23 protein-coding genes and 1 tRNA gene are annotated in these 21,755 nt (G+C 67.6%); 19 read left to right on the top strand and 5 right to left on the bottom strand.

What is annotated here, in order from left to right; all coding sequences use genetic code 11:
- Positions 1-3 precede the first annotated feature (3 nt).
- Positions 4-2,277, top strand: coding sequence for a xanthine dehydrogenase family protein molybdopterin-binding subunit (locus tag I0K15_RS19075; RefSeq protein WP_196103059.1), 2,274 nt, complete (start codon positions 4-6; stop codon positions 2,275-2,277).
- Between the two features lie 119 nt (positions 2,278-2,396).
- On the opposite strand, the gene mtaB is transcribed toward I0K15_RS19075, so the two are convergent.
- Together mtaB and dapF are read right to left on the bottom strand one after the other, a co-directional pair.
- The gene (gene mtaB / locus I0K15_RS19070) at positions 2,397-3,653 is read right to left on the bottom strand and encodes a tRNA (N(6)-L-threonylcarbamoyladenosine(37)-C(2))-methylthiotransferase MtaB (protein WP_196103058.1); all 1,257 of its coding nucleotides are present in this window, start codon (positions 3,651-3,653) and stop codon (positions 2,397-2,399) included.
- Positions 3,650-4,480 carry a diaminopimelate epimerase gene (gene dapF, locus I0K15_RS19065; protein ID WP_196105533.1) on the bottom strand — a complete coding sequence of 277 codons (831 nt, stop codon included), beginning with the start codon at positions 4,478-4,480 and terminating at the stop codon, positions 3,650-3,652. Before dapF ends, mtaB begins: the two co-directional genes overlap by 4 nt.
- Positions 4,481-4,609: 129 nt before the next feature.
- On the opposite strand from dapF, the gene I0K15_RS19060 reads away from it, so the two are divergent.
- The 4 genes from I0K15_RS19060 (at position 4,610) to I0K15_RS19045 (ending at position 7,151) form a co-directional block, all read left to right on the top strand.
- Positions 4,610-4,685, top strand: a tRNA-Lys gene (locus I0K15_RS19060).
- A 175-nt stretch (positions 4,686-4,860) separates the two neighbouring features.
- A complete protein-coding gene (locus tag I0K15_RS19055; protein WP_196103057.1) occupies positions 4,861-5,037 on the top strand; it encodes a lipoprotein in 177 nt (58 codons plus the stop codon).
- A gap of 104 nt (positions 5,038-5,141) precedes the next feature.
- Positions 5,142-6,206: a peptidoglycan-binding domain-containing protein gene (locus I0K15_RS19050; RefSeq protein WP_196103056.1), complete on the top strand. Its 1,065-nt coding sequence runs from the start codon at positions 5,142-5,144 to the stop codon at positions 6,204-6,206.
- Between the two features lie 69 nt (positions 6,207-6,275).
- Positions 6,276-7,151 (top strand): DMT family transporter, encoded by an 876-nt coding sequence (locus I0K15_RS19045; protein WP_196103055.1) that lies wholly within the window; start codon positions 6,276-6,278, stop codon positions 7,149-7,151.
- Here the strand turns inward: I0K15_RS19045 and I0K15_RS19040 are convergent.
- Both I0K15_RS19040 and I0K15_RS19035 read right to left on the bottom strand, forming a co-directional pair.
- On the bottom strand, positions 7,132-7,452 hold the full coding sequence (locus I0K15_RS19040; RefSeq protein WP_277882904.1) for a DMT family transporter: 321 nt from the start codon (positions 7,450-7,452) through the stop codon (positions 7,132-7,134). The two genes, I0K15_RS19045 and I0K15_RS19040, sit on opposite strands and share 20 nt — an antisense overlap.
- Complete coding sequence (locus I0K15_RS19035; RefSeq protein WP_196103054.1) at positions 7,449-8,099, bottom strand: TetR/AcrR family transcriptional regulator; 651 nt, start codon at positions 8,097-8,099, stop codon at positions 7,449-7,451. The genes I0K15_RS19040 and I0K15_RS19035 overlap by 4 nt, the downstream gene beginning before the upstream one ends.
- 80 nt (positions 8,100-8,179) lie before the next feature.
- Here I0K15_RS19035 and ppa point away from each other — a divergent pair, with 80 nt between their 5' ends.
- The 8 genes from ppa (at position 8,180) to I0K15_RS18995 (ending at position 15,328) form a co-directional block, all read left to right on the top strand.
- Positions 8,180-8,716: an inorganic diphosphatase gene (ppa, locus tag I0K15_RS19030; protein WP_196103053.1), complete on the top strand. Its 537-nt coding sequence runs from the start codon at positions 8,180-8,182 to the stop codon at positions 8,714-8,716.
- 214 nt (positions 8,717-8,930) lie between these two features.
- The gene (locus I0K15_RS19025; RefSeq protein ID WP_196103052.1) at positions 8,931-10,121 is read left to right on the top strand and encodes an OmpP1/FadL family transporter; all 1,191 of its coding nucleotides are present in this window, start codon (positions 8,931-8,933) and stop codon (positions 10,119-10,121) included.
- Positions 10,122-10,235: 114 nt separating this feature from the next.
- Positions 10,236-11,156, top strand: a complete 921-nt coding sequence (locus I0K15_RS19020) for a DMT family transporter (protein WP_196103051.1) — start codon at positions 10,236-10,238, stop codon at positions 11,154-11,156.
- A gap of 28 nt (positions 11,157-11,184) precedes the next feature.
- Positions 11,185-12,042: an ATPase gene (locus I0K15_RS19015; protein WP_196103050.1), complete on the top strand. Its 858-nt coding sequence runs from the start codon at positions 11,185-11,187 to the stop codon at positions 12,040-12,042.
- A 56-nt stretch (positions 12,043-12,098) separates the two neighbouring features.
- A complete protein-coding gene (locus I0K15_RS19010) occupies positions 12,099-13,007 on the top strand; it encodes a homoserine O-succinyltransferase (protein ID WP_196103049.1) in 909 nt (302 codons plus the stop codon).
- Positions 13,004-13,855, top strand: coding sequence for an alpha/beta fold hydrolase (locus I0K15_RS19005; RefSeq protein ID WP_196103048.1), 852 nt, complete (start codon positions 13,004-13,006; stop codon positions 13,853-13,855). Before I0K15_RS19010 ends, I0K15_RS19005 begins: the two co-directional genes overlap by 4 nt.
- A complete protein-coding gene (gene ppk2 / locus I0K15_RS19000; RefSeq protein WP_196103047.1) occupies positions 13,840-14,715 on the top strand; it encodes a polyphosphate kinase 2 in 876 nt (291 codons plus the stop codon). The genes I0K15_RS19005 and ppk2 overlap by 16 nt, the downstream gene beginning before the upstream one ends.
- A complete protein-coding gene (locus I0K15_RS18995; protein WP_196103046.1) occupies positions 14,708-15,328 on the top strand; it encodes a TetR/AcrR family transcriptional regulator in 621 nt (206 codons plus the stop codon). The genes ppk2 and I0K15_RS18995 overlap by 8 nt, the downstream gene beginning before the upstream one ends.
- A 371-nt stretch (positions 15,329-15,699) precedes the next feature.
- Here I0K15_RS18995 and I0K15_RS18990 read toward each other — a convergent pair whose 3' ends face one another.
- Entirely contained in the window at positions 15,700-17,463 is a 1,764-nt protein-coding gene (locus I0K15_RS18990) for a putative bifunctional diguanylate cyclase/phosphodiesterase (protein ID WP_196103045.1), read from the bottom strand.
- Positions 17,464-17,636: 173 nt separating this feature from the next.
- Here I0K15_RS18990 and I0K15_RS18985 point away from each other — a divergent pair, with 173 nt between their 5' ends.
- The 6 genes from I0K15_RS18985 to I0K15_RS18960 all read left to right on the top strand — a co-directional run bounded on the left by I0K15_RS18985 (position 17,637) and on the right by I0K15_RS18960 (position 21,755).
- On the top strand, positions 17,637-18,065 hold the full coding sequence (locus I0K15_RS18985; protein ID WP_196103044.1) for a DUF2852 domain-containing protein: 429 nt from the start codon (positions 17,637-17,639) through the stop codon (positions 18,063-18,065).
- 89 nt (positions 18,066-18,154) lie between these two features.
- The gene (locus I0K15_RS18980; protein ID WP_196103043.1) at positions 18,155-18,625 is read left to right on the top strand and encodes an RDD family protein; all 471 of its coding nucleotides are present in this window, start codon (positions 18,155-18,157) and stop codon (positions 18,623-18,625) included.
- Positions 18,626-18,696: 71 nt separating this feature from the next.
- On the top strand, positions 18,697-19,506 hold the full coding sequence (locus tag I0K15_RS18975; RefSeq protein WP_196103042.1) for an arginyltransferase: 810 nt from the start codon (positions 18,697-18,699) through the stop codon (positions 19,504-19,506).
- Positions 19,507-19,636: 130 nt separating this feature from the next.
- The gene (locus I0K15_RS18970) at positions 19,637-20,290 is read left to right on the top strand and encodes a hypothetical protein (protein WP_196103041.1); all 654 of its coding nucleotides are present in this window, start codon (positions 19,637-19,639) and stop codon (positions 20,288-20,290) included.
- Positions 20,291-20,446: 156 nt separating this feature from the next.
- Complete coding sequence (locus I0K15_RS18965; protein ID WP_196103040.1) at positions 20,447-20,938, top strand: hypothetical protein; 492 nt, start codon at positions 20,447-20,449, stop codon at positions 20,936-20,938.
- A 268-nt stretch (positions 20,939-21,206) separates the two neighbouring features.
- Positions 21,207-21,755, top strand: coding sequence for a hypothetical protein (locus I0K15_RS18960; RefSeq protein ID WP_196103039.1), 549 nt, complete (start codon positions 21,207-21,209; stop codon positions 21,753-21,755).

Raw genomic sequence — 21,755 nt, 5'->3', positions numbered from 1 at the left:
ACCATGGGTATCGGCAAGATCGTCCGCCGCACGTTCCTGGGCCTCGGCACCGCTGCCGTCGGCGGGGTCGCCTTCGGCGTCTGGTACTACAACCGCCCCTACGACAATCCTCTGGAGGCGGCCGAGGGCGAAGGCGTCTTCAACCCCTTCGTGAAGATCGCGGAGGACGGGACCATCACCGTCATCACCCCGCGCGCCGAGATGGGTCAGGGCATCCACACCACGCTCGCCGCGATGGTGGCCGAGGAGCTCAACGTCTCGCTCGCCGCGGTGCGGGCGGAGGTCGGGCCGAACGCGCCGGTCTACTACAACTCCGCCATGCTGGCCGAGGGCGCGATGCCCCCGCATTTCGAGGACGGCTTCGCCGCGCAGGCCCAGCGGGAGACGATGCGCGTCGTGGGCAAGCTCTTCGGCATGCAGGTGACGGGCGGCTCGTCTTCGGTCATCGATGGCTACGTGCGGATGCGCGAGGCCGGGGCCATGGCCCGCGCGGCGCTGATCGCCGCGGCGGCGGAGCGATGGGGTGTCGCCCCCTCCAGCCTGCGGGCGGAGAATGGCAGCGTGATCGACACCGCCAACGAGCGCACGGCGAGCTATGGCGAGCTGGCGCTCGCCGCCGCCACGGTCGAGGTGGATACGCCCGCGCTGAAGCCCGCCTCCGAATGGCGGGTGCTCGGCCGCTCGCAACCCCGCGTGGAGATTGGGGAGAAGGTGACGGGCGCCCCGATCTTCGGCATCGACGTCGAACTGCCCGACATGCTGCACGGCACGGTCGTGATCTCGCCCCGCTTCGGCGCGCCCGCACTCAGCGTGAACATGGACGCGGCCCGCGCCGTGCCCGGCGTGCGCGACGTGGTGGCAATCGAGACGCAGACCGGCCGCGGCTTCGGCATCATCGCGGATCACACCTGGGCGGCCTTCGAAGGCGCCCGCGCGCTCGAGGTCGAGTGGGGCGCCGCCCCCTACCCGCCCGATGACGAGGGGATCGACGCGCGGCTGGTCGAGGCGATCCAGGCCGATGCGGATCACGCGCTGATGGACAAGGGCGACGTGGACGCCGCCTTCGCCGATCCGCAAGGCAATTTGGTCGAGGCGGAATACGGCGTGCCCTACCTCGCCCACGCGACGATGGAGCCGATGAACGCGACGGCGCAGATCACCGATCAGGGGCTGGAGCTCTGGCTCGGCACCCAGGCGCCGGGGATCGTGGCGGGGCGCTGTGCCGCGATGCTCGGCCTCGAATACGAGCAGGTCACGGTGAACCAGCTCCACCTCGGCGGCGGCTTCGGGCGGCGTGGCGAGGTGGACTATCCGCTCTATGCCGCGGCCCTCGCCCAGCATGCGGACGGGCGGCCGATCAAGGTGACGTGGAGCCGGGAAGAGGACATGCGCCACGACACCTACCGGCCCGCCGCGCTCGGCCGCTTCCGCGCCGTGGTGCCGGAGGGGGGCGCTGCGACGGCGGTGGAGATGAAGATCGCCGCCCCCTCGATCATGGCGAGCGTGATCGCGCGGACCTATCCCAACCTCTCGGCCATGGGGCCGGACAAGACGATCACCGACGGCGCCTACAACCAGCCGGTCGCGATCGAGAACCACCGGGTCTCGGCCCATGTGGCGGACCTCGCGATCCCGGTCGGGTTCTGGCGAGCGGTCGGCAACAGCTATAACGGCTTCTTCCACGAAGGCTTCATGGACGAGATGGCGGAGGCCGCGGGCATGGACCCCCTCGCCTTCCGCCTCGCCATGATGGGCGACGACGACCGCCTCGCCCCGGCGCGCGCCTGCCTCGAGCGGGTGGCGGAGATGGCGGGCTGGGGCGAGCCCCTGCCCGAGGGCAAGGGCCGCGGCATCGCGCACATGCTCTCCTTCGGCTCCTGGGTCGCGATGGTCGTGCAGGTGGACGCGACCGAGGACATCCGGATCGAGAAGGTCTGGGTCGCCGCCGACCCCGGCACCGTGATGGACCCGCGCAACTTCCGCGACCAGATCATCTCGGGCGCGATCTTCGGCTTCTCCCAGGCGCTGGGACAGGAGATCAACTTCGCCGATGGCCGCGTGGTGCAGGAGAACTTCTGGGACTACACGTTCATGTCCATGGGCCAGTCGCCGGAGTTCGAGATCGACCTGCTGCAGACCGCGGACAAGATGGGCGGCGCGGGCGAGGTGGCGACGCCGCCGGCAGCCCCGGCCCTCGCCAACGCGATCCATGACGCAACCGGGCAGAGACTGCGCCGGATGCCGTTCAGCCGCGACGTGCGTTTCCTGCAGGTCTGAGGCCTGCGCCTGCAGCGGGCGTCGTATCTTGGATACTTGAAGACAGATGAAGGCGGGGCGCGGTTCCCGCCTTCATCTTTCCGGCAAATACGCAAGCGACGGTCCTGCCGGGTGGCCGCTCAGGCGGCGAGGCGCTGGCCCTGGGTGCCGGTGATCGTCGTCTCGACGATCTCGCCCACGGGCTGCGGGGAGGCGAAGGCGACCTCGGTGAAGCCTTCCGTCCGACCCATGTCGGGCGCTTCGGTCAGGACGCGGTGGGTGCGGTTTACCTGCGCTGCGAGGTGGCGGGCGACGGCATCGTCCCCGGCGGTGCGCAGGCGGGCGGCACGCTCCTTGATCGCAGCCTTCGCGACCTGCGGCATCCGCGCGGCGGGGGTGCCGGGGCGCGGGGAATAGGGAAAGACGTGGAGCCAGGTGAGCCCGCACTCCTCCACCAGCCGCAGGGAGTTCTCGAACATCGCGTCGGTCTCTGTCGGAAAGCCCGCGATGATGTCGGCGCCGTAGACGATGTCGGGGCGGGCCGCGCGCATCTCCGCGCAGAAGCGGATAGCGTCGTCGCGCAGATGCCGGCGCTTCATCCGCTTCAGGATCATGTCATCGCCCGCCTGCAAGGACAGGTGCAGGTGCGGCATCAGGCGCGGCTCGGTCGCGATGGCCTCGACCAGCGCCGGGTCCGCCTCGATCGAGTCGATGGAGGAGATGCGCAGGCGCGGCACGCTCGTCAGCTTCAGGATCCGCCGCACCAGATCTCCGAGGCGCGGCTCGCCCGGCAGGTCGGCGCCCCAGCTCGTGAGATCGACGCCGGTCAGCACGACCTCGTTGTAGCCCTTGTCGACGAGCCGCTGGATCTGTTCCACCACCACGCCCGCGGGGACGGAGCGGGAATTGCCGCGGCCGTAGGGGATGATGCAGAACGTGCAGCGGTGGTCGCAGCCGTTCTGGACCTGCACGTAGGCGCGCGACCGGGTGCCGAAGCCGTCGATCAGGTGACCCGCCGTTTCGGTCGCGGACATGATGTCGTTGACCTGTACGCGCTCGGTCTGACCGATGAAATCGGGGCCCTGCGCGATGCCCTCCCACGTCTCCGCCTGCATCTTTTCGAGGTTGCCGACGACGCGGGCGACTTCGTCCATTCCGGCGAAGGTTTCGGGCTCCGTCTGCGCGGCGCAACCCGTCACGATGACCTGCGCCTGCGGGTTGTCGCGCTTAAGGCGGCGGATGGCCTGCTGCGACTTGCGCACGGCCTCCGCGGTCACGGCGCAGGTGTTGACGACGACGGCGTCGCGCAGGCCAGCCTGAGCGGCGAGCTCCTTCATCGCCTCGGTCTCGTACATGTTGAGACGGCAGCCGAAATTGGTGAAGACCGGGGCGCTCATACCGCGCCCTCCAGGAAACTCGCGGTAAAGGTGCCGGAGAAGACGTGGGCGACCGGGCCGCTCATCCAGACGCCGTCGTCCCGCCAGTCGAGGCCGAGCGTGCCGCCGTCGAGCCGGATCGAGACCCGGCGCTCGGCCAGTCCCCGACGGGAGGCGGCGACGGCGACCGCGCAGGCGCCGGAGCCGCAGGCGAGCGTCTCGCCCGCGCCGCGCTCCCAGGTGCGCTGGCGCAGGGTCTGACGGTCGAGCACCTGCACGATCTCGACATTGGTGCGCTGGGGGTAGAGCGGGTGATGCTCGATGGTCGGGCCGAAGGTGGGCAGGTCCACGGCCGCGGCATCCTCCACGAAGAAGACGCAGTGCGGATTGCCCATGCCGACCGCGGAAGGCGCGCCCTCGATGGGCAATGCGTCGAGGTCGACGTCCTCGGCCAACGGGATCTCGCGCCAGTTGAGCACCGGCGGCCCCATGTTGACGGAGACGACGCCCGCGTCGCGCACGCCCTCCAGCACGCCGCGGCCGGTGCGCAGGGCGATGCGCTCGGCCCCCGCCTCGTCCATCAGCAGGGAGGCGACACAGCGGGTCGCGTTGCCGCACGCGTCGCTGAGCGACCCGTCGGCATTCCAGAAGGTGAGGTCTGCGTCCGCCTCCTGCCCCGGCCCGATCACCGCAAGCTGGTCGAAGCCCACGCCGCGGTGCCGATCGCCGATCGCGCGCACTTCCGCCGCCGTGGGCGCGCGCACGCCACGGCGCGCGTCGATCACGACGAAATCGTTGCCCGCCCCGTGCATCTTGAGGAACGGCAGGTCCTGTACGGCGTTGTCCATGCGCGCGATATACGCCGGGCCGGACGGGTTGACCATAGGGTCAGCCATGCCTCCACGTCATGGCAGGTCTTTGTTCGAAAAGGGCCCTTGACCCCTCCAAAGACCGTCGGTAGAAGCCGCGCATCGGTCGGGCCCGTAGCTCAGTTGGTAGAGCAGCTGACTTTTAATCAGTAGGTCACAGGTTCGAATCCTGTCGGGCTCACCACCGATCCTCTCTCCAGCGATACATCTGCAAGTTGTGCTAAGCGCCCGGAATGTCGTCGCTTTTCCGCCACGCTCGGCCGTTTCCCGCCGATGGGGCGGCACGACCCCTTTGCGATGTGCCCAAGCTGTGACAGTTTCAGGGCCAAGTGTTCAACAGCGGCGCGGAAGGGGCCGGCATGCGCAGCATATCTCTGCTTTTCACCGGGGCGGTCTTCGTGCTGAGCGGGTGCAATGTCGACCTGGTCCTGCCGCGCAGCGATCCACCCCAAGACGGCGAGATCCGGGTGATCGACCTCAACGACCGGACGCAGAACCGCGCCATCATCAACGGGCAGGAGGTCGGCTCTCAATGAGCCGCCGGACCGGCCTCCGCCCGGTGCTGCCAACTGGAAAACGAGACGCGTGCCGCACCGCCGACCTGCAGGCCCGCCGCGAAGGACGAGGATCGACCGACCCAATGACGATACGAGTTTTGCTTCTGGCGACGGCTGCGGGCCTCGGACTGAGCGCCTGCGGGCTGGGCGATACGCGCCTGCCCGAGCGGGTGGAGGAGCCGGGCGCCGCCCAGCCGGTGGCGACGACCGACCTCACGCTGCTCGCCGCCGCCGAGGGCAATTTCAACGACGGCCCGCCCGATGCGCTGCCCGGCCAGTGCTACGCCCAGGCGACCCGCCCGGCCCGGTTCGAGACGCGGTTCACCCAGGTGGTCGACCAGGAAGCGACCGAGCGGTTCGAGGTGATCCCGGCGACCTACCGCACCGAAACGGTGCCCGTGGTGGTCGAGGAGGCCTATACCCGCGTCGAGGTCATCCCCGCCGTCTACGACACCGTCACCGAAACCGTGGTGGTCGAGCCCGCGCGGGAGGAGACGGTGACCGTCCCCGCCGAGTTCCGTGAAGTGATCGAGCAGGTCCCCTCCCGCCCCGCCTACCGCGCGTGGGAGCCGTCGGGCCGCATCGTGCCGACGGGTTCGAATTTCAACGGCGGCCGGGTGATCGGGAACCGCACGCTCGCGGGCGGCTCCACCGAGACGCTGGTCGAGTATCCCGCGACCTTCGAGACGGTGCGCCGGCAGGAGCTGGTCCGGGCCGAGAGCACGCGCGTCGTCACCATTCCCGCCGTCACGCGGGAGGTCACGCGCCGCGTCGTGGTCGAGCCCGCGCGCACGGTCGAGGTCGTGGTGCCCGCCGTGACCCGTGATGTGGAGCGCCGGGTCGTCGACCGGCCCGAACAGATCGAGCGGATCGAGGTGCCCGCCACCTTCCGCACTGTCGAGGAGCCGGTGCAGGTCCAGCCCGCCGATCAGGTCTGGGTCAACGTGCTCTGCGACACCGCCTATACCCGCGTGCTGGTCCGCGACGTGCAGCGCGCATTGCGCACCCGCGGCTTCTACAATGGCGGCATCGACGGCGTGGTGGGGCCGCAGACGCGCTCCGCGATCCGGGCCTACCAGCTCGAGCTCGGCTACGACACGCCTGCCCTGACCATGGAGGCGCTTCAGGATCTCGGCATCACGTCCTGATCCGGGCTCCGTTCAGTTTCATCGGGCGTCCGGACACACCGGGCGCCCGTTTCGCTTCGGGAGATTGCCATGACCGGCCGCGCGCGGCTCGGCGCCGTCCTGTGGATGATCGGCGCGACATGCTCCTTCGCCGCGATGGCCGTCGCGGGGCGGGAGATCGCGGCCGATCACGACACGTTCGAGCTGATGCTCTACCGCTCGATCATCGGGGTGGGCATCGTGCTGGGCCTCGGCGGGCTGACGGGGCATCTGGGGGAGATCCGGTTCGCGCGGTTCCGGCTGCATCTCGTTCGGAACGTTGGACATTTCACCGGGCAGAACCTGTGGTTCTTCGCCGTCGCGACCATTCCGCTGGCGCAGGTCGTGGCCCTGGAGTTCACCACACCGCTCTGGGTCGCGCTGGCCGCTCCGCTGCTGCTGGGCGAGGCGCTGACCTGGCGCAAGGGGCTCGCGGTGCTGCTGGGCTTCGCCGGGGTGCTGGTGGTGGCGCGCCCGGGTGCCGTGGAGCTGGAGCCCGGCGTGATCGCCGCCGCCCTCTGCGCCATCGGCTTTGCCGTCAGCTACATCGCAACCAAGGCGTTGTCGGAGACGGAGACGACGACCGGCATCCTGTTCTGGCTGACGGCGATGCAGACGGTCTTTGCCCTGGTCTGCGCGGGTTTCGATGGGGACATCGCGGCACCGGTACGGGGCGCAGTGCCGTTCCTCGTGCTCGTCTCGATCTGCGGGCTGTCCGCACACTATTGCCTGACGCGGGCGCTGATGCTCGCGCCCGCCTCGGTGGTCGCCCCGCTCGACTTCGCGCGGCTGCCGCTGGTGGCGGTGGTGGGCTGGGCGCTTTATGGTGAACCCTTCGCGCTGGCGATCCTCGCAGGGGGTGCGCTGATCCTGGTTGCCAACTTCCTCAACCTGCGGAGCCCGGCGGTCACAGAGTCGAGATCTTGAGGCCCGCGACGCCGGCCACGATCGCGAAGATGGAGATGAGCTTCATCGCCGTCATCTGCTCGCCCAACAGCAGATAGCCGAGCAGCACGGTGCCGAGCGTGCCCACCCCGGTCCAGATCGGGTAGGCGACGCTGACCGGCAGCGTCTTCATCGCGAGCGTGAGGAACGTGATGCCGAGGATCACGGCGACCGCAGTCACCAGGGTCGGTGCGAGGCGGGTGAACCCTTCGGAATACTTCATGCTCATGGCGAAGGTGATCTCGAAGAGCGCTGCAATGCCGAGGAAAATCCAGGCAATCATGACGGGGATCCTTTGGTGAGAACGAGGGTGGGAAGGGCGGCAAGCGCCGCGTCGGGCGGATCACCGGCGGCGGCATGGACCATGGCACCGTCGGCGAGCAACAGGATCTGACGGGCGAGCGCTGCGGACGGCAGGTCGGCGCGGACCTCGCCCGCTGCCTGCCCTGCCCCGAGCCGGTCGGCGATCCGCGCCTCGATCCTGTCTGAGGTCGCACGCGCCGCCGCACGGAGCGGGTCCGGCAGGTCCATCTCCGCCAGCGAGCGGACCAGCAGGCAGCCGGGCGCGGCAGCATCGGCCGCGTCCCGGCGGAAGATCGCGGTGAGCCGCTGCAACGCCTCCGCCGTGTCTGGCGCGGCGAGCGCCGCATCGACCTCCGCCAACCGCCGCGTGGCATAGGCGTTGAGCGCCGCGGCGAACAGAGCGGCCTTGTCGCCGAAGGCGTAGCGCAGGCTCTGGCGGTGCAGGCCCGTCGCCTCCTCCAGCATCGGATAGGTCGTGGCGTGGAAGCCATGCGCGCGGAAGGTGTCGAGCGCGCGGGCCAGCACGTCGCCCTCCTCGAAGCTGCGGGGGCGGCCGGGGCGGCCCTCATCGACGTCGGATATTTGTGTACGCTCGGTCATGAACGGGAAATGTGTACGGTCGGTCATGAATTCAAGCGCCCTTCCCCCGTGCGCCCTCTCCATGCTAGGCGACGCGCGGAAACCGCACCGCATCAGGAGAGCGCGACATGAACATCGACAAGATCCCCGCCGGCAAGAACCCGCCCAAGGACATCAACGTGGTCATCGAGATCACGGGCGGCGCGGGCGGCGGGGCGCCGGTGAAGTACGAGATCGACAAGGACTCCGGCGCCGTCTTCGTCGACCGGATCGTCAACACGCCGATGTTCTACCCCTGCAATTACGGCTTCGTGCCCAACACCCTGCACGCGGACGGTGACCCGACCGACGTGCTGGTCCTCACCGATTTCGCGCTGGCGCCGGGCACCGTGATCCGCTGCCGCCCCGTGGGCGTGCTGAAGATGGAGGACGACGGCGGCATGGACGACAAGCTGATCGCCGTCCCGGTCGAGAAGGTCGATCCGTTCCAGGCCGGCATTCAGGACCTTACGGACGTGCCGGAGAAGACGCGCGAGCGCATCAAGCACTTCTTCGAGCACTACAAGGACCTCGAAGCGGGCAAGTGGGTGAAGGTCATCGGCTGGGGCGACAAGGCCGAGGCCGAAGCGATCCTGCAGACCTCCCTCGACGCGATGTCGAAGTAGTTTTCACCTAAAACCAGTGGTTGAACGCGCACCGCTCCGGGTAACCGGGGCGGTGTTTTCGATTGTGTTTGCGCAACAACATTTCAACCAGGGGGCCGCGTTGACGTGGCGTCCGATATTGACCGGATTTGTCGCACTTCGCACAGTCCCCTCACCTTTCACCAAAGCGTCACGCAAGAAGGCGCTGCATAGGCCCGCTAAGGGGGGACAACTCATGAAGAACATCACGAAGCTGATGTGCGCGACGGCTGCCGTCGCGGTCGCAGGGACCAGCGCCGGTGCCGCCGGCCTCGACCGCTCCGGCCAACCGATCAACATTCTGTTCGAGGAAGGCCGTTACGTGGAAGTCGGCGTCGGCCGCATCTTCGCGAACGTGGACGGCGTGGACCCGCAGGGCAACGAAACCGGCGATGGGCCGGAGGACTACACGATCTACAGCGGCGGCTACAAAGCCGACATCAACGACCAGTGGTCCTATGCCTTCATCCTCGACCAGCCCTACGGTTCGGACACGTCCTATCCCGACGAGGGTAGCATCTTCGACGGCACCTCTTCGGACCTGAACTCCCAGGCACTGACCGGCCTGCTGCGGTACCGCATGGCGAACGGCTTCTCCGTCTATGGCGGCCTGAAGCTGCAGCGCGTCGAGGCCGAAGCGACAGTCGGAGCGGCGCAGCTGCGTGCCGGGACGTCCGCACGGCTTGCGGCGGCCGGTGTTCCGGCTGCGGCGATCCCCGGTATCGTGGCAAACATCACCGACTACACCGTCGATGCGGATCCGGATATCGGCTTCGGCTACGTCGCCGGTGTCGCCTATGAGCGGCCGGAGATCGCGCTGCGCGTGGCGCTGACCTATCACTCCGAGGTCGAGCACCGGAACGACACGGTGGAGAACGGCGTCTTCATCGGCAGCACCGGCGCGCCGGTTGCGGTCACCGACCAGGCGAGCACCTCTGTGACCGAGTTCCCCGATGCGTTCACCCTCGACTTCCAGACCGGTGTCGCGCCGAACACGCTGGTCTTCGGCCGCATCCGCTATGCCGATTACGAGGAGTTCGAGCTGGCGCCCGAGGCGTTCACCGAGAATACCGGCGCGGCGATCGCGTCCTATGAAGAGAACGTCTTCGCCTACCAGCTCGGCGTGGGCCGCCGCCTGACAGACAACTTCTCGATGTCCTTCGCGGTGAGCTACGAGGAAGAGGGTCCGGCCGACGACGCCACGCCGCTGACCCCGGTCAACGGCCGCATCGGCTACACCCTGGGTGGCGTGTATGAGCGCGACCGGATGAAGATCACGGCCGGCATCAGCTACACCGATCTGGGCGACGTGACGGCGGACGACCTCGGCACGTTCGAGGACAACGACGCGCTGGCCGTCGGTGTCCGCGTCGGCTTCCGCCTCTGACAAGAACACCCCTGTGACTTTGAAGGCCCGCCCAGTTTTGGCGGGCCTTTTCTTTTGCGCGGTCGCGCAGGAAACGGGTGGTGAGCCGATCTGCGGCCCGCTAGCGTCCGCCGCATGACGCAGCAACAGACCATGTCCAACGCCGCCTGGGCGCAGCTCTTCCTGCTGGGGCTGATCTGGGGCGGCTCGTTTTTTTCCATCGCGATCGCGCTGAGGGAGATCGGGTTCCTGACCTCGGTCGTGCACCGGGTCGGGTGGGCGGCGCTGGTGCTGATCGCGGTGGTGGCGATCCGCCGCCACGCCCTGCCCCGCGGCTGGCAGGTCTGGGTCGGGTTCCTCGGCATGGGGCTTTTGAACAACGTGATCCCCTTCACGCTGATGGCCTGGGGGCAGACGCAGATCGAGACCGGGCTCGTCTCCATCCTGAATGCCGCCACCGCGATCTTCGGCGTGCTGGCCGCGGCACTCTTCCTGCGGGACGAGCGGCTGACGGTGCCGCGGGGCATTGGCACGGTGCTGGGCTTCGCCGGGGTCGCCACGATCATCGGGTGGAGCGCGCTGGCGAGCTTCGACATCCGCTCCATCGCGCAGCTCGCGGTGATCGGCGGCACGATCTCCTACGCGCTGGCCGGGGTCTGGGCGCGGGTGATGCTGAAGGGCCTGCCGCCGGAGGTCGCTGCGGCTGGCATGCTGAGCGCCTCGTTCGTGGTGATGCTGCCGCTCGCCTGGGCGGTCGAGGGCCCGCCATCGCTGGCGCTGCAACCGGCGACCTGGGGCGCCATCGGTTACTACGCCATCGTCGCCACCGCGGGGGCGTACCTCCTCTATTACCGCATCCTCGCCATCGCCGGGTCGGGCAACCTTCTGCTGGTCACGCTTGTGATCCCGGCGGTCGCGATCAGCCTTGGCGCGGCATTCCTGGGGGAGAGCCTGCCCGCGTCCGCCTTCGCCGGGCTGGCGCTGATCGCCGCGGGTCTCATCGTCATCGACGGCCGGGTGCACCGCGCCCTTTTCAAGCGGACGGCCAGCGGCTAATCCGGGTCGGCACCGCCCGGAGGACAGCATGATCTACACCACGCCCGAGAGCTGGCGCACCGCGCCGGAGAAGCGGGTTGCGCTCTTCGGCATGTCGGGCCTCGGCAAGACGCATGTGGCGGACCTGCTGCGCCGCACGGGGGGCTGGTTCCACTACTCCGTCGATTACCGGATCGGCACGCGCTACATGGGCGAGCACATCGTCGACAACTTCAAGCGCGAGGCGATGAAGGTGCCGTTCCTTGCGGAGCTCTTGAAGTCGGACTCGATCTACATCGGCTCCAACATCACCTTCGACAATCTCGATCCACTGTCCACGTATCTGGGCAAGCCCGGCGATCCGGCGCAGGGCGGCATCCCGATCGAGGAATACAGGCGGCGGCAGGAGCAGCACCGCGAGGCGGAGGTTGCGAGCCTCATCGACACCGTCCGCTTCGTCGAGCGGGGGCGGGAGATCTACGGCTATCCCCATTTCGTCTGCGATACGGGCGGCTCGATCTGCGAGGTGGTGGAGCCCGAGGACCCGGATGACCCGGTGATCGCGGCGCTCACCTCCGCCCTGCTCCTCGTCTGGATCAAGGGGGATGAGGCGCATGTGGACGAGCTCGTCGCCCGCTTCGACCGGCAGCCGAAGCCGATGTACTACCGTCCGGCGGAGCTTGCGCGGAACTGGGCCGACTGGCTGGCCGAGACCGGCGATGCGCCGGACAAGGTCGACCCCGACGCCTTCATCCGCTGGTCCTTCCGCCGGGTGATCGAAACGCGGCAGGCGCGCTATGCCGCCCTCGCCCGCCACGGCATCACGGTGGAGGCGGCGGACGTGGCCGCCATCCGCTCCGCCGCCGATTTCGAGCGGTTGGTGGCCGACGCGCTCACGAAGCGCTGACTTGCAGCCCCCGGCGGACCCGCCTACATCAGCGATCCGCCGGAAGGAGAAACCCCATGCCCATCAAGATCCCCGCCGATCTGCCCGCCCACAAGGTGCTGACGGACGAGGGCGTGATGGTCATGTCCGACGAACGCGCCGTGCGCCAGGACATCCGGCCGCTGCAGATCGCGCTCCTCAACCTCATGCCGATGAAGATCCAGACGGAGACGCAGTTCGCCCGGCTGATCGGGGCGACACCGCTGCAGATCGAACTCACGCTCATCCGCATGACCGAGCACCAGTCGCGCAACACCTCGCGCGAGCATATGGAGGCGTTCTACACCACCTTCGCCGAGGCGCGGGAGCGGCGCTTCGACGGGCTCATCATCACCGGCGCGCCGATCGAGCTGAAACCGTTCGAGGAGGTGAGCTACTGGGGCGAGCTGCAGGAGGTCTTCGACTGGACGCAGAGCCATGTGCACCACACGCTGGCCGTCTGCTGGGGTGGACAGGCGATGCTGCACCACTTCCACGGGGTGCAGAAGCACGCGCTCGACGCGAAGCTCTTCGGTGCGTTCTGGCATCGCGTCGGGGTGCCGACCTCGCCTTACCTGCGCGGCTTCTCCGACCGCTTCGTGGTCCCGGTGAGCCGGTGGACGGAGGTGCGCCAACCCGATCTCGACACCGCGGGGCTGACGACGCTGGTGGCGTCGGACGAGGCGGGGCCGTGCCTCGTCGAGGATCCGGCGCATAGCACGCTCTACATGTTCAACCACCTGGAATATGACAGCGGGACGCTGAAGCAGGAATACGACCGCGACGTGAAGAACGGGACGCCGATCAACGTGCCGGTGAACTACTACCCGGACGACGATCCGAGCCGGAGTCCGGAGAACCGCTGGCGCTCGCACGCGCATCTTTTCTATGGCAACTGGATCAACCAGATCTACCAGACCGTCTCCTTCGGCTGGGTGGACGGGTGACGCCGACCGGCGCGTTTCTCACGGTGGACGGCGCGCGAGTGCATTACCGCCGCGCCGGGTCCGGGCCGCAGCTGGTGCTGATCCACGGGGCCAACGGTAGCTTGCGGGACTGGTCGTTCCGGCTCTTCGACCGGCTGGCCGCAGCCTGGGACGTGGTGGCGTTCGACCGCCCCGGCCACGGGTTTTCGGATCGGATCCGCAGCGCCCACAACATCCACATGCAGGCCACGCATCTGCGCAAGGCGGCGGAGGCGCTCGGGATCACGCGGGCCGTCCTTTGCGGCCATTCCTTCGGCGGCTCCGTGGCACTCGCCTGGGCCGATGATGCGCCGGACAGCGTTGCGGCCCTCTGCCTGCTCGCCGCCCCCAGCCATGAGTGGGAGAGCACGGCCGGCCGGATCTACGCCCTCGCGGATGCGCCGGTTCTTGGCCCCGTGGCGAGCGCCGTGCTGCCGCGGCTCGCCGGGCCGAAGCTGGTGGAAGACGCGCTCGCCCGCGTCTTCGCCCCCGATCCGATGCCGGAGGGGTATCCGGACGCGCTCTCCCCGCAGCTCGCCCTGCGCTACCGCACCGTCCGGGCGAATGCCGCCGACATCAACCGGCTGAAACCGCAGCTCATCGCGATGACGCCGCGCTATCCGGCGCTCGACATGCCGGTGGAGCTTTTGCATGGCACCGACGATCTCGTCGTGCCGCTGCACATCCATTCCGAGCGCCTGATCGGCGCCCTGCCCCGCGCACGCCTCACACGGCTGGTGGACACGGGCCACATGCCCCATCATACCCGCTCTGACGAGATGTTCGCCGCGCTAGGGCGGTTGAGGGAGGCCGAATGGACCGCAGCCTGATCGGACAGGTCACCGACTACTACCAGAACGATGCGCCCAAGGCCGTGCGCGAGGCGATCGAGGAGGCGGGCAAGAAGGACATCCTGGCCCCCGGTTTTCCCTACGACGACCGGATGGACAAGGACGACTACGAGGCCGCCCTCGATCGGCTGCAGATCGAACTCGTCAAGATGCAGTCCTGGGTGGAGGAAAGCGGCGCCCGCGTCGCCGTGGTCTTCGAGGGGCGCGATGCGGCGGGCAAGGGCGGGGCGATCACCCGGTTTCGCGCCAACCTCAATCCGCGGGTGGCACCGACCGTGGCGCTCGCCAAGCCCACGGATGTCGAGCGCGGCCAGTGGTATTTCCAGCGCTACATCAAGCACTTGCCGACGACGGGGCGCATCGCCCTCTTCGATCGGAGCTGGTACAACCGCGGCGTGGTGGAGCATGTCTTCGGCTTCTGCACGCCGAAGGAGCGGGAGCGCTTCTTCGCCCAGGTGCCCGAGTTCGAGGAGATGCTGGTCGACGAGGGCGTGCACCTCTTCAAAATGTGGCTGACCGTGGGCCGGGCCGAACAGCTGCGCCGCTTCCTTGCGCGCGAGAGCGATCCCCTCAAGCAGTGGAAGCTCTCGGGCATCGACGTGCAGGGCCTCGCGAAGTGGGATGCGTATACGGCCGCGATCGAGGAGACGCTGACCCGCAGCCATTCCGACCACGCGCCCTGGGTCGTGGTCCGCGCCGACGACAAGCGGCGCGCGCGGCTCGCGGTGATCCGCCGGGTGCTGCACGCCCTGCCCTATTACGGCAAGGACATGGACGCGCTGGGCGAGATCGACCTCGCGATCTCGGGCGGGCCGGAGCTTCTGGTCGGCGATGCCTGAGAGGAAGGGCTATCACCACGGCAACCTGCGCCAGGCCCTGGTCGAGGCGACGCTGAGCCTGATCGAGGAGAAGGGGCCGAACGGCTTTACACTGGCGGAGGCCGCGCGGCTGGCGGGTGTGTCGGCCGCGGCGCCCTACCGCCACTTCAAGGGCCGCGAGGAGCTGATCGAGGAGGTCGCGCGGCAGGGCTACGAGATGTTCGCGGACCTTCTGGAGCACGCCTATGCGGGCGGGCAGCCTTCGCCCATCGCGGCGTTCGAGACGGTGGGTCGGGCCTATCTGCACTTCGCGCGGCGCGAGCCCGGCCACTACATCGCGATGTTCGAAAGCGGCGTGTCGGTGGCGGGCAACCCGGAGCTCGCCGCGGCCGAAGAGCGCGCGACGCGGGTGCTGACCCAGGCGGCCGAGACGATGACCGCCCACCTGCCCCCGGACCGCCGCCCCCCGCCCTCGATGGTCAGCCACCACATCTGGGCGATGAGCCACGGCGTCGTGGAACTCTTCGCCCGCGGCGCCCCGGGCAGCCGCGCGCCCTTCTCACCGGAGGAGCTTCTGGAGTCGGGCGTCGGCATCTACCTGCGCGGCCTCGGGGTCATTCCGGACGACGCCTAATGCTTCTGAGTACGCACGATCGAGGTGGCGTGCTGTTGGGGTAGAGCGAGGTTCGGTCTGGTCCCGGACGGCTAGACAGCCTCCAGTTACATTGCGAAGAAAACTACGTGTCTGCTCCCTCACCTTTGAAGAAGCCAAGCGCGTCGTCTATCTTCGAGACTGCGGTTGGTGCAGAAGGGATGCGGCACGCCGATGGCAGGCTCTCGACGAGCAGAGCGGTGGCCCATGCGCCCTAGGCTTGCACAGAGGCTCGCACCTAGCGTCAGCTTCCAGAGCCGCCCGACCTCGCCACCTTCCTTTCCGCTCCACCCACACCGGAAGAGGGCGGCCGGTTTGCGCACGCGTTCAGCCGAGCGCCCTTATCCTCCGCGTCACCCGGCATCCCGCGCCGCATCGGGTGAGGATTTGGCGAGGCGGGCGTGGGCGGGGAGTTGGGCGTAGGCGGCCAGTTCCTCCAGGTCCATCGGCTTGCTGAAGAACCAGCCTTGCAGCGCGTCGACGCCCATCGCGCGCAGGACGCTGACCTGCTCCATCGTCTCGACCCCTTCGGCGACCACCGCGATCTCCAGCGAGCGGGCGATGTCGATGATGGCGCTGATGACCTTGCGGGCGTGTTCGGACTCCACCACCCCGGCGACGAACTGGCGGTCGATCTTCATCCGGTCGGGGGAGACGCGCAGCAGGCTGATGATCGAGGCGTAGCCGGTGCCGAAATCGTCGACCTCGATGCCGATCCCCATCTCGCGCAGGCTGTCGATCTGCCATTTCCAGCTCTCGTCGATCTCGTCGAAGAGGATCGTCTCCACCAGTTCGAAGCTGAGCTCGCCCGGTTCGAGCTTCAGCCCGCGCAGGCTGTCGAGGAGCCGGCCGTCGGCGAGCCGCTGACCCGAGACGTTGACCGAGAGGTGCGGGATGTTGTGGCCGTCCGCGCGCAGGCCTCGGATTTCTTGAATGGCGCGGCTGAGGATCACGGCGTCGATGTCGGCGATGCGGTCATGGCGCTCCGCCACCGCGATGAAGCGGCTGGGGAGCAGCAGCCCGTCCTCGGGATGGCGCCAGCGGGCCAGCGCCTCGACCCCGCAGAGCTCCAGCGTGCGTGCGTCGATCTGGGGTTCGTAGAACGGGCAGAACTCGTTCTCCTCCAGCCCGCGGCGCACATCCTCGGCGAGGCGCAGATCCTCGCGCATGTCATCGTTCATGCCCGCAGAGAAGAGTTCGACGCGGCCCCGCCCCTCGGTCTTCGCGCGGTAGAGCGCCATGTCGGCGTTGACGAGAAGCTGATCCGGCGCGGCGTCGTCGGAGGGCATCGCGACACCGACCGAGGCGCCGATGCGGCATTCGAGGCCCTTGTAGCGGATGGGATGGGAGAGACGCTCGACCAGCCGTTCCGCGAGATCGAGGATCGGGGCGTCGTCGCCGTCATGGGGGCAGAGGATGGCGAATTCGTCGCCACCGACCCGGCTGACGAAATCGCCGAGCCGGCTCACCTGGGTCATGGTGGTGGCCACCTGCCGCAGCACGTGGTCGCCGGCGAAGTGCCCGTAGGTGTCGTTGATCTGCTTGAAACGGTCGAGGTCGATATGGAGCACCGCGATCCGCTCGCCCTCCCGCTCCGCCTCCTTCAGCCGCTTGTCGAGGTAGCGGCGGTTGGCGAGGCCCGTGTGGGCGTCGTGGAGGCTCACATACTCGATCTTCTCCTTCGCCTCCTCCAGCAGCAGGGCCTTCGCCTCCGCCTCGCTTTTCAGGCGGCGCAGTTCGGCGAGCGCGCTTTGCTGTTCGTCGTGATAACTGGTGATCTCGAAGACGAGGCCGACGATGCCGGGCGAGCCATCGGGCAGGGTCACGCAGACCTTTTCCACGATCCAGCGGCGGCCGTCCTCGCCATAGCGGTGGCCGGTGACCCGCCCCTCGCTGACGCAGCGGTCGTCTTCGGCGGCGAACTTGCGGGCGGAGGCGGCGTCGAAGACCTCCTCCCCCGTGCGGCCGACGATATCGTTCTTGTCGACATATCGGCGGAAGGCGCGGTTGGCGAAGAGATAGACCTCGTCCAGCGTCTTCACGAAGATCGGCGAGTGCGACAGCTCCACCGCCTCCGCAAAGGCCTCCAGCATTGCAGGATCCATCTCGTAATGCACGTCGCCGCCCCCTGTCCTGTGTCTCCGGGTGGCGGTAACCCTAGCCGCAAAAGCGTTAGCAGGCCGTTTACGGCGGCAAGACGCGATATTTCGGATGCACGCCCTTGAACCGCGGCATCCGGTCGCCCACCTATGTGAATGTAAATAACATTTACATCACAAAGAGGACACCGATGACAACCGCGACCGCCTATCTCCACAATGCCGAAAGCTGGCTCGATCAGCGCGGCAAGGGCGCCTGGATCGCCGCCATGGTGCTCGGCTTCATCGTCTTCTGGCCCGTGGGCCTCGCCCTGCTCTTCTACATGATCTGGAGTAACCGCATGTCCTGTTCCAAGAAGCACTCCCGCTGGGGGAAATCCTATCGCCGCACCTATTCGCGCTCGTCCGGCAACTCCGCCTTCGACGCCTATCGCGACGAGACGATCCGCCGGCTGGAGGAGGAGCAGGAGGCGTTCCACGCCTTCATGGAGCGGCTGCGCAATGCCCGCGACAAGGCGGAATTCGACCAGTTCATGAACGAGCGGCGCGACAACCCGCGCCAGGATGACATGAACGGCGACCAGAACGGTCCCGGGACGGCAACCCCACAGTCGGCCTGACGACCGCGGCGCGGCCCCTCTCCCCCCTTGGGGCCGCGCTCCTATATCAAGATCTATGGCACCACACCGCCGCTGCACGAGAGGACCACATGAGTCAGACGCGCGCCTACAATCCCAACTACCGCCCCGTGGGCGGGCTGCCCGATCCGGACACCGATCCGCAGTTCTACGACGGTGTGACAGCGCGGCGCTTCTTTGCCTGGATCATCGACGTAGTGGTGGTCTGGGGTCTTTGGCTGGTGCTGGGCCTTCTGACATTCGGCCTTGGCTGGCTTCTGCTGCCCTTCTTTGCCGTGGTGGACTTCGCCTACCGCACGCTCAGCCTCTCGGGTCGCTCGGCTACGTGGGGCATGCGGATGATGGGGATCGAGCTGCGCGATGGCTTCGGCCAGCGCTTCGGCCTCGGCCAGGCGCTCGTGCATACCGGCCTTTATACCGTGTCGCTGATGTTCATGGTGAGCCACGTCGTCTCGATCATCTTGATGGTGGTGACGGCCCGCGGACAGGCCCTGCACGACATCCCGCTGGGATCGACAGCAATCAACACACCTGTTGATTGACAGGCGATGGACCCTGACCCACTCTACGTGGGTCAGGGACACCTGCGCGTCCCGGCTGCCATCGGGTTTTCATGCGTCATCTGCCTCCTAACGTACCGCAGTTCTATGTGACGGCGCCGCAACCCTGCCCCTATCTGGCGGGCCGGGTGGAGCGGAAGCTGTTCACGGCGCTGCAGGGGGCCGACAGTCAGAGGCTGAACGACGCGCTGTCCCGCCAGGGCTTCCGCCGCTCGCAGAACGTGCTCTACCGCCCGTCTTGTGCCGATTGCTCCTCCTGCCTCTCGGCCCGGCTGCGGGTGAGCGATTTCAGCTTTTCGCGCAACCAGCGGCGGGTGATGAAGCGCAACGCGGATCTGACCCGCAACGGCACCTCCCCCTGGGCGACCGAGGAGCAATATGCCCTCTTCCGCCGCTATCTCGACCACCGGCACGCGGATGGCGGCATGGCCGACATGGACATGTTCGAGTTCGCCGCGATGATCGAGGAGACGCCGGTCAAGAGCCGGATCATCGAGTATTCCGACGACCAGGGCAACCTGCTCGCCACAGCACTGACCGATGTGCTGGAGGACGGGGTGTCGATGGTCTACTCGTTCTTCGAGCCCGATGCGCCCAGCCGCTCGCTCGGCACCTATCTCATCCTCGACCATGTGCGCATCGCGCGCGAGGCGGGGCTGCCTTACGTCTATCTCGGCTACTGGGTGCCGGGGTCCGACAAGATGGCCTACAAGGCCCGCTTCCGCCCGCTGGAGATCTATCTGGGCGGCCAGTGGCGGGAGATCGAGGATCCCAACGCGCTCGACATGGGCGCGCATCCCCTGTCGCTGGACCCGATCCAGGACCAGGTCGCGGCGATCCAGCTTCCCGACGGCAAGGTGTGATCGGACCGCAGGTCCAAAAAGTTCCGTTCTTGCGAAAAATTATTTCTGTGAACTTCTGTCGCAGCTCCTCGTTTACCACCTGCATCCGGCTGATCGGCCAATGCGAGAAGTAACAAGGGGAGTAGTTCCCATGACCATCGTTAAGCATACTCTGATTGCCACGACCATCCTCGGCCTCAGCGCCGGTGCCGTTTTCGCGCAGAACGCGGGCACCCGGGTGGACACGACGACGACCATCGAAGAGAACACGACCGGCGCGCTGGACGCGATCGGTGACGCAGCCGCCAAGACCGGCGACATCGTGACCGACGGCGTCGGCGGCGCCGTGGAGCTGGTCGGCGAAGGGATCGAGGCGACGGACCGCGTGCTCGGCGCCCCCGCCACCGCGACCGGTGACGCCATCCAGGGCGGCGGCGAGCGCATCAGCAACCTGCTCACCAGCAGCCAGGACACGATCACGACGCGCGCGCAGGTGACCTCCGTCGTGCCGGAGAGCGAGCTGGAAAGCCGCATGGCCGACGGCACCGCGGTGCACGACCTGCCGAATACCGAGCTGATCGGCGAGTATGTCGTGACGCTGGACGGCACGACCATCGGCCGGATCGAGCGCATCGACCGCACCTCCGCCGGTGAGATCCGCGCCCTGCGGGTCGAGACGGTGGCCGAGACCGAGACCATCCTTCAGATGGTGCCGGACGCGGCCTTCAAGACCGAGGAGAACGTCACCCTCGCGCTGACCGACGAAGAGTTCGTCGCGACGCTGGAGGCGGGCGGCGCCCTCTGATCGAGATATGACACGCGGCCCGCATCCCTTGCGGGCCGCACACCCTAACCCACCGCAGCGACATCCTTTTTTCCTTTTGTTGCAACGATCTGCCCCGTGGATCGTTGGTGAGGGGATGGGGCAATCGCTTCACCGATAGAGACGGGAGATACTTTCATGATGAAGATTTTTGCAACCGCAGTCAGCCTTGCCGCCCTGATGGGTGCGGCCCACGCACAGACCACCGCAGCACCTGTCGAGGGCAATGAGCCCGCGGGCGTCAGCGTCGTCGACACGCCGGCCGAGGCGATCAACGACACGCTCGACGGGGCCGATGCCGAGCTCACCACGCAGGCCGACATCCTGGCCATCGTGACGCAGACCGAGCTCGAGGCCCGCATGGCCGAGGGCACTGAACTCCAGAACCTCGAAAATCTCGAGATCATCAACGAGTTCGTCTACACGATGGACGGCACGCTGGTCGGCCGCATCGAGTCCCTGCAGCGCGACGCCGCCGGTGATGTCGGCCTCGTTGAACTGGGCGTCGAGACCCAGGAGCACCCGATCCAGTTCCTGACCGACACGATGATGAAGACCGATGACGGCATTGTGCTGGCCATGACGGACAGCGAGTTCGAGCAGATCATGATGCTGAACGACGCCGAATAAGCGCGTCCGACACGTTTCCAAGGGCCGCCCGGGAGAACTTCCGGGCGGCTTTTTTCATGGCCGGATGAAGAGCGCGGAAGAAATCAGCGTTAACAAGACCACCGCGAACATGTGCCGCAGACCGATAAAGCTCTTTAAAATAGGGATGCGGCTCAAATCTGATCGAAGTTTTCAGCAGATTTTAGTCAACCGCGCCGAAATTAACCGCAACCAAAGGCGATTTCATCGGTAAGTCCCCGAATGGAACGCGATGGGTGGGGAGGACGCGATGTCCGGCAAGATGACAACGGCGATCAGTATCGCGCTGATGGCCATGACGGGCCTCGCGGCGCCGATGCATGCGAATACCGTGCGGTTCGGGGGAACCGTCGGGCAGGACGGGCGGACGCGGGCGAACACCGCGCAGCAGGTGCGGATCTACACCGCGCACGCCACCAACCCGCAGGAGGAGCTGGCCGCCGCGCAGGAGCGGGTCGCCCAACGTCTCGCCGCCGCTCAGCAGAGGATCGAGGCGCTGCGCGCGCAGGGGGAGCGCTACGCGGCACAGATGCGGACCGAGCCGATCCCGGAGACGACCTTCGGCCACCTGATCGGCCGCCCGGTCGAGGGTGCGAACGGCGAGCTGCTCGGCGTCGTGGAGACGCTGCGCTACGACCGCTTCGGCTGGGTCAACGCGGTCCGGATCCTGCGCGCGGACAATGGCGAGATAGCGGAGTTCGCCATCGCCCGCGACACGCTGCAGAGCGACAGGATCGTGCTCGGCGTCACCCGCCGCGCCTTCCTCGATATGCTGGAGGCCTCTGCGCACCCCTCCTGA

This window comes from Pontivivens ytuae (assembly GCF_015679265.1).
GTDB classification, from domain to species: domain Bacteria; phylum Pseudomonadota; class Alphaproteobacteria; order Rhodobacterales; family Rhodobacteraceae; genus Pontivivens; species Pontivivens ytuae.
The sequence above is the reverse complement of the archived record's forward strand: the minus strand, read 5'-3'. Positions and strand labels throughout refer to the sequence as shown.

Excerpts from the sequence above, each read along its gene's own strand:
- I0K15_RS19075 (WP_196103059.1), top strand. The coding sequence starts at position 4 with ATGGGTATCGGCAAGATCGTCCGCCGCACGTTCCTGGGCCTCGGCACC.
- mtaB (WP_196103058.1), bottom strand. The coding sequence starts at position 3,653 with ATGAGCGCCCCGGTCTTCACCAATTTCGGCTGCCGTCTCAACATGTAC.
- dapF (WP_196105533.1), bottom strand. The coding sequence starts at position 4,480 with ATGGACAACGCCGTACAGGACCTGCCGTTCCTCAAGATGCACGGGGCG.
- I0K15_RS19055 (WP_196103057.1), top strand. The coding sequence starts at position 4,861 with ATGCGCAGCATATCTCTGCTTTTCACCGGGGCGGTCTTCGTGCTGAGC.
- I0K15_RS19050 (WP_196103056.1), top strand. The coding sequence starts at position 5,142 with ATGACGATACGAGTTTTGCTTCTGGCGACGGCTGCGGGCCTCGGACTG.
- I0K15_RS19045 (WP_196103055.1), top strand. The coding sequence starts at position 6,276 with ATGACCGGCCGCGCGCGGCTCGGCGCCGTCCTGTGGATGATCGGCGCG.
- I0K15_RS19040 (WP_277882904.1), bottom strand. The coding sequence starts at position 7,452 with ATGATTGCCTGGATTTTCCTCGGCATTGCAGCGCTCTTCGAGATCACC.
- I0K15_RS19035 (WP_196103054.1), bottom strand. The coding sequence starts at position 8,099 with ATGACCGACCGTACACATTTCCCGTTCATGACCGAGCGTACACAAATA.
- ppa (WP_196103053.1), top strand. The coding sequence starts at position 8,180 with ATGAACATCGACAAGATCCCCGCCGGCAAGAACCCGCCCAAGGACATC.
- I0K15_RS19025 (WP_196103052.1), top strand. The coding sequence starts at position 8,931 with ATGAAGAACATCACGAAGCTGATGTGCGCGACGGCTGCCGTCGCGGTC.
- I0K15_RS19020 (WP_196103051.1), top strand. The coding sequence starts at position 10,236 with ATGACGCAGCAACAGACCATGTCCAACGCCGCCTGGGCGCAGCTCTTC.
- I0K15_RS19015 (WP_196103050.1), top strand. The coding sequence starts at position 11,185 with ATGATCTACACCACGCCCGAGAGCTGGCGCACCGCGCCGGAGAAGCGG.
- I0K15_RS19010 (WP_196103049.1), top strand. The coding sequence starts at position 12,099 with ATGCCCATCAAGATCCCCGCCGATCTGCCCGCCCACAAGGTGCTGACG.
- ppk2 (WP_196103047.1), top strand. The coding sequence starts at position 13,840 with ATGGACCGCAGCCTGATCGGACAGGTCACCGACTACTACCAGAACGAT.
- I0K15_RS18995 (WP_196103046.1), top strand. The coding sequence starts at position 14,708 with ATGCCTGAGAGGAAGGGCTATCACCACGGCAACCTGCGCCAGGCCCTG.
- I0K15_RS18985 (WP_196103044.1), top strand. The coding sequence starts at position 17,637 with ATGACAACCGCGACCGCCTATCTCCACAATGCCGAAAGCTGGCTCGAT.
- I0K15_RS18980 (WP_196103043.1), top strand. The coding sequence starts at position 18,155 with ATGAGTCAGACGCGCGCCTACAATCCCAACTACCGCCCCGTGGGCGGG.
- I0K15_RS18975 (WP_196103042.1), top strand. The coding sequence starts at position 18,697 with ATGCGTCATCTGCCTCCTAACGTACCGCAGTTCTATGTGACGGCGCCG.
- I0K15_RS18970 (WP_196103041.1), top strand. The coding sequence starts at position 19,637 with ATGACCATCGTTAAGCATACTCTGATTGCCACGACCATCCTCGGCCTC.
- I0K15_RS18965 (WP_196103040.1), top strand. The coding sequence starts at position 20,447 with ATGATGAAGATTTTTGCAACCGCAGTCAGCCTTGCCGCCCTGATGGGT.
- I0K15_RS18960 (WP_196103039.1), top strand. The coding sequence starts at position 21,207 with ATGTCCGGCAAGATGACAACGGCGATCAGTATCGCGCTGATGGCCATG.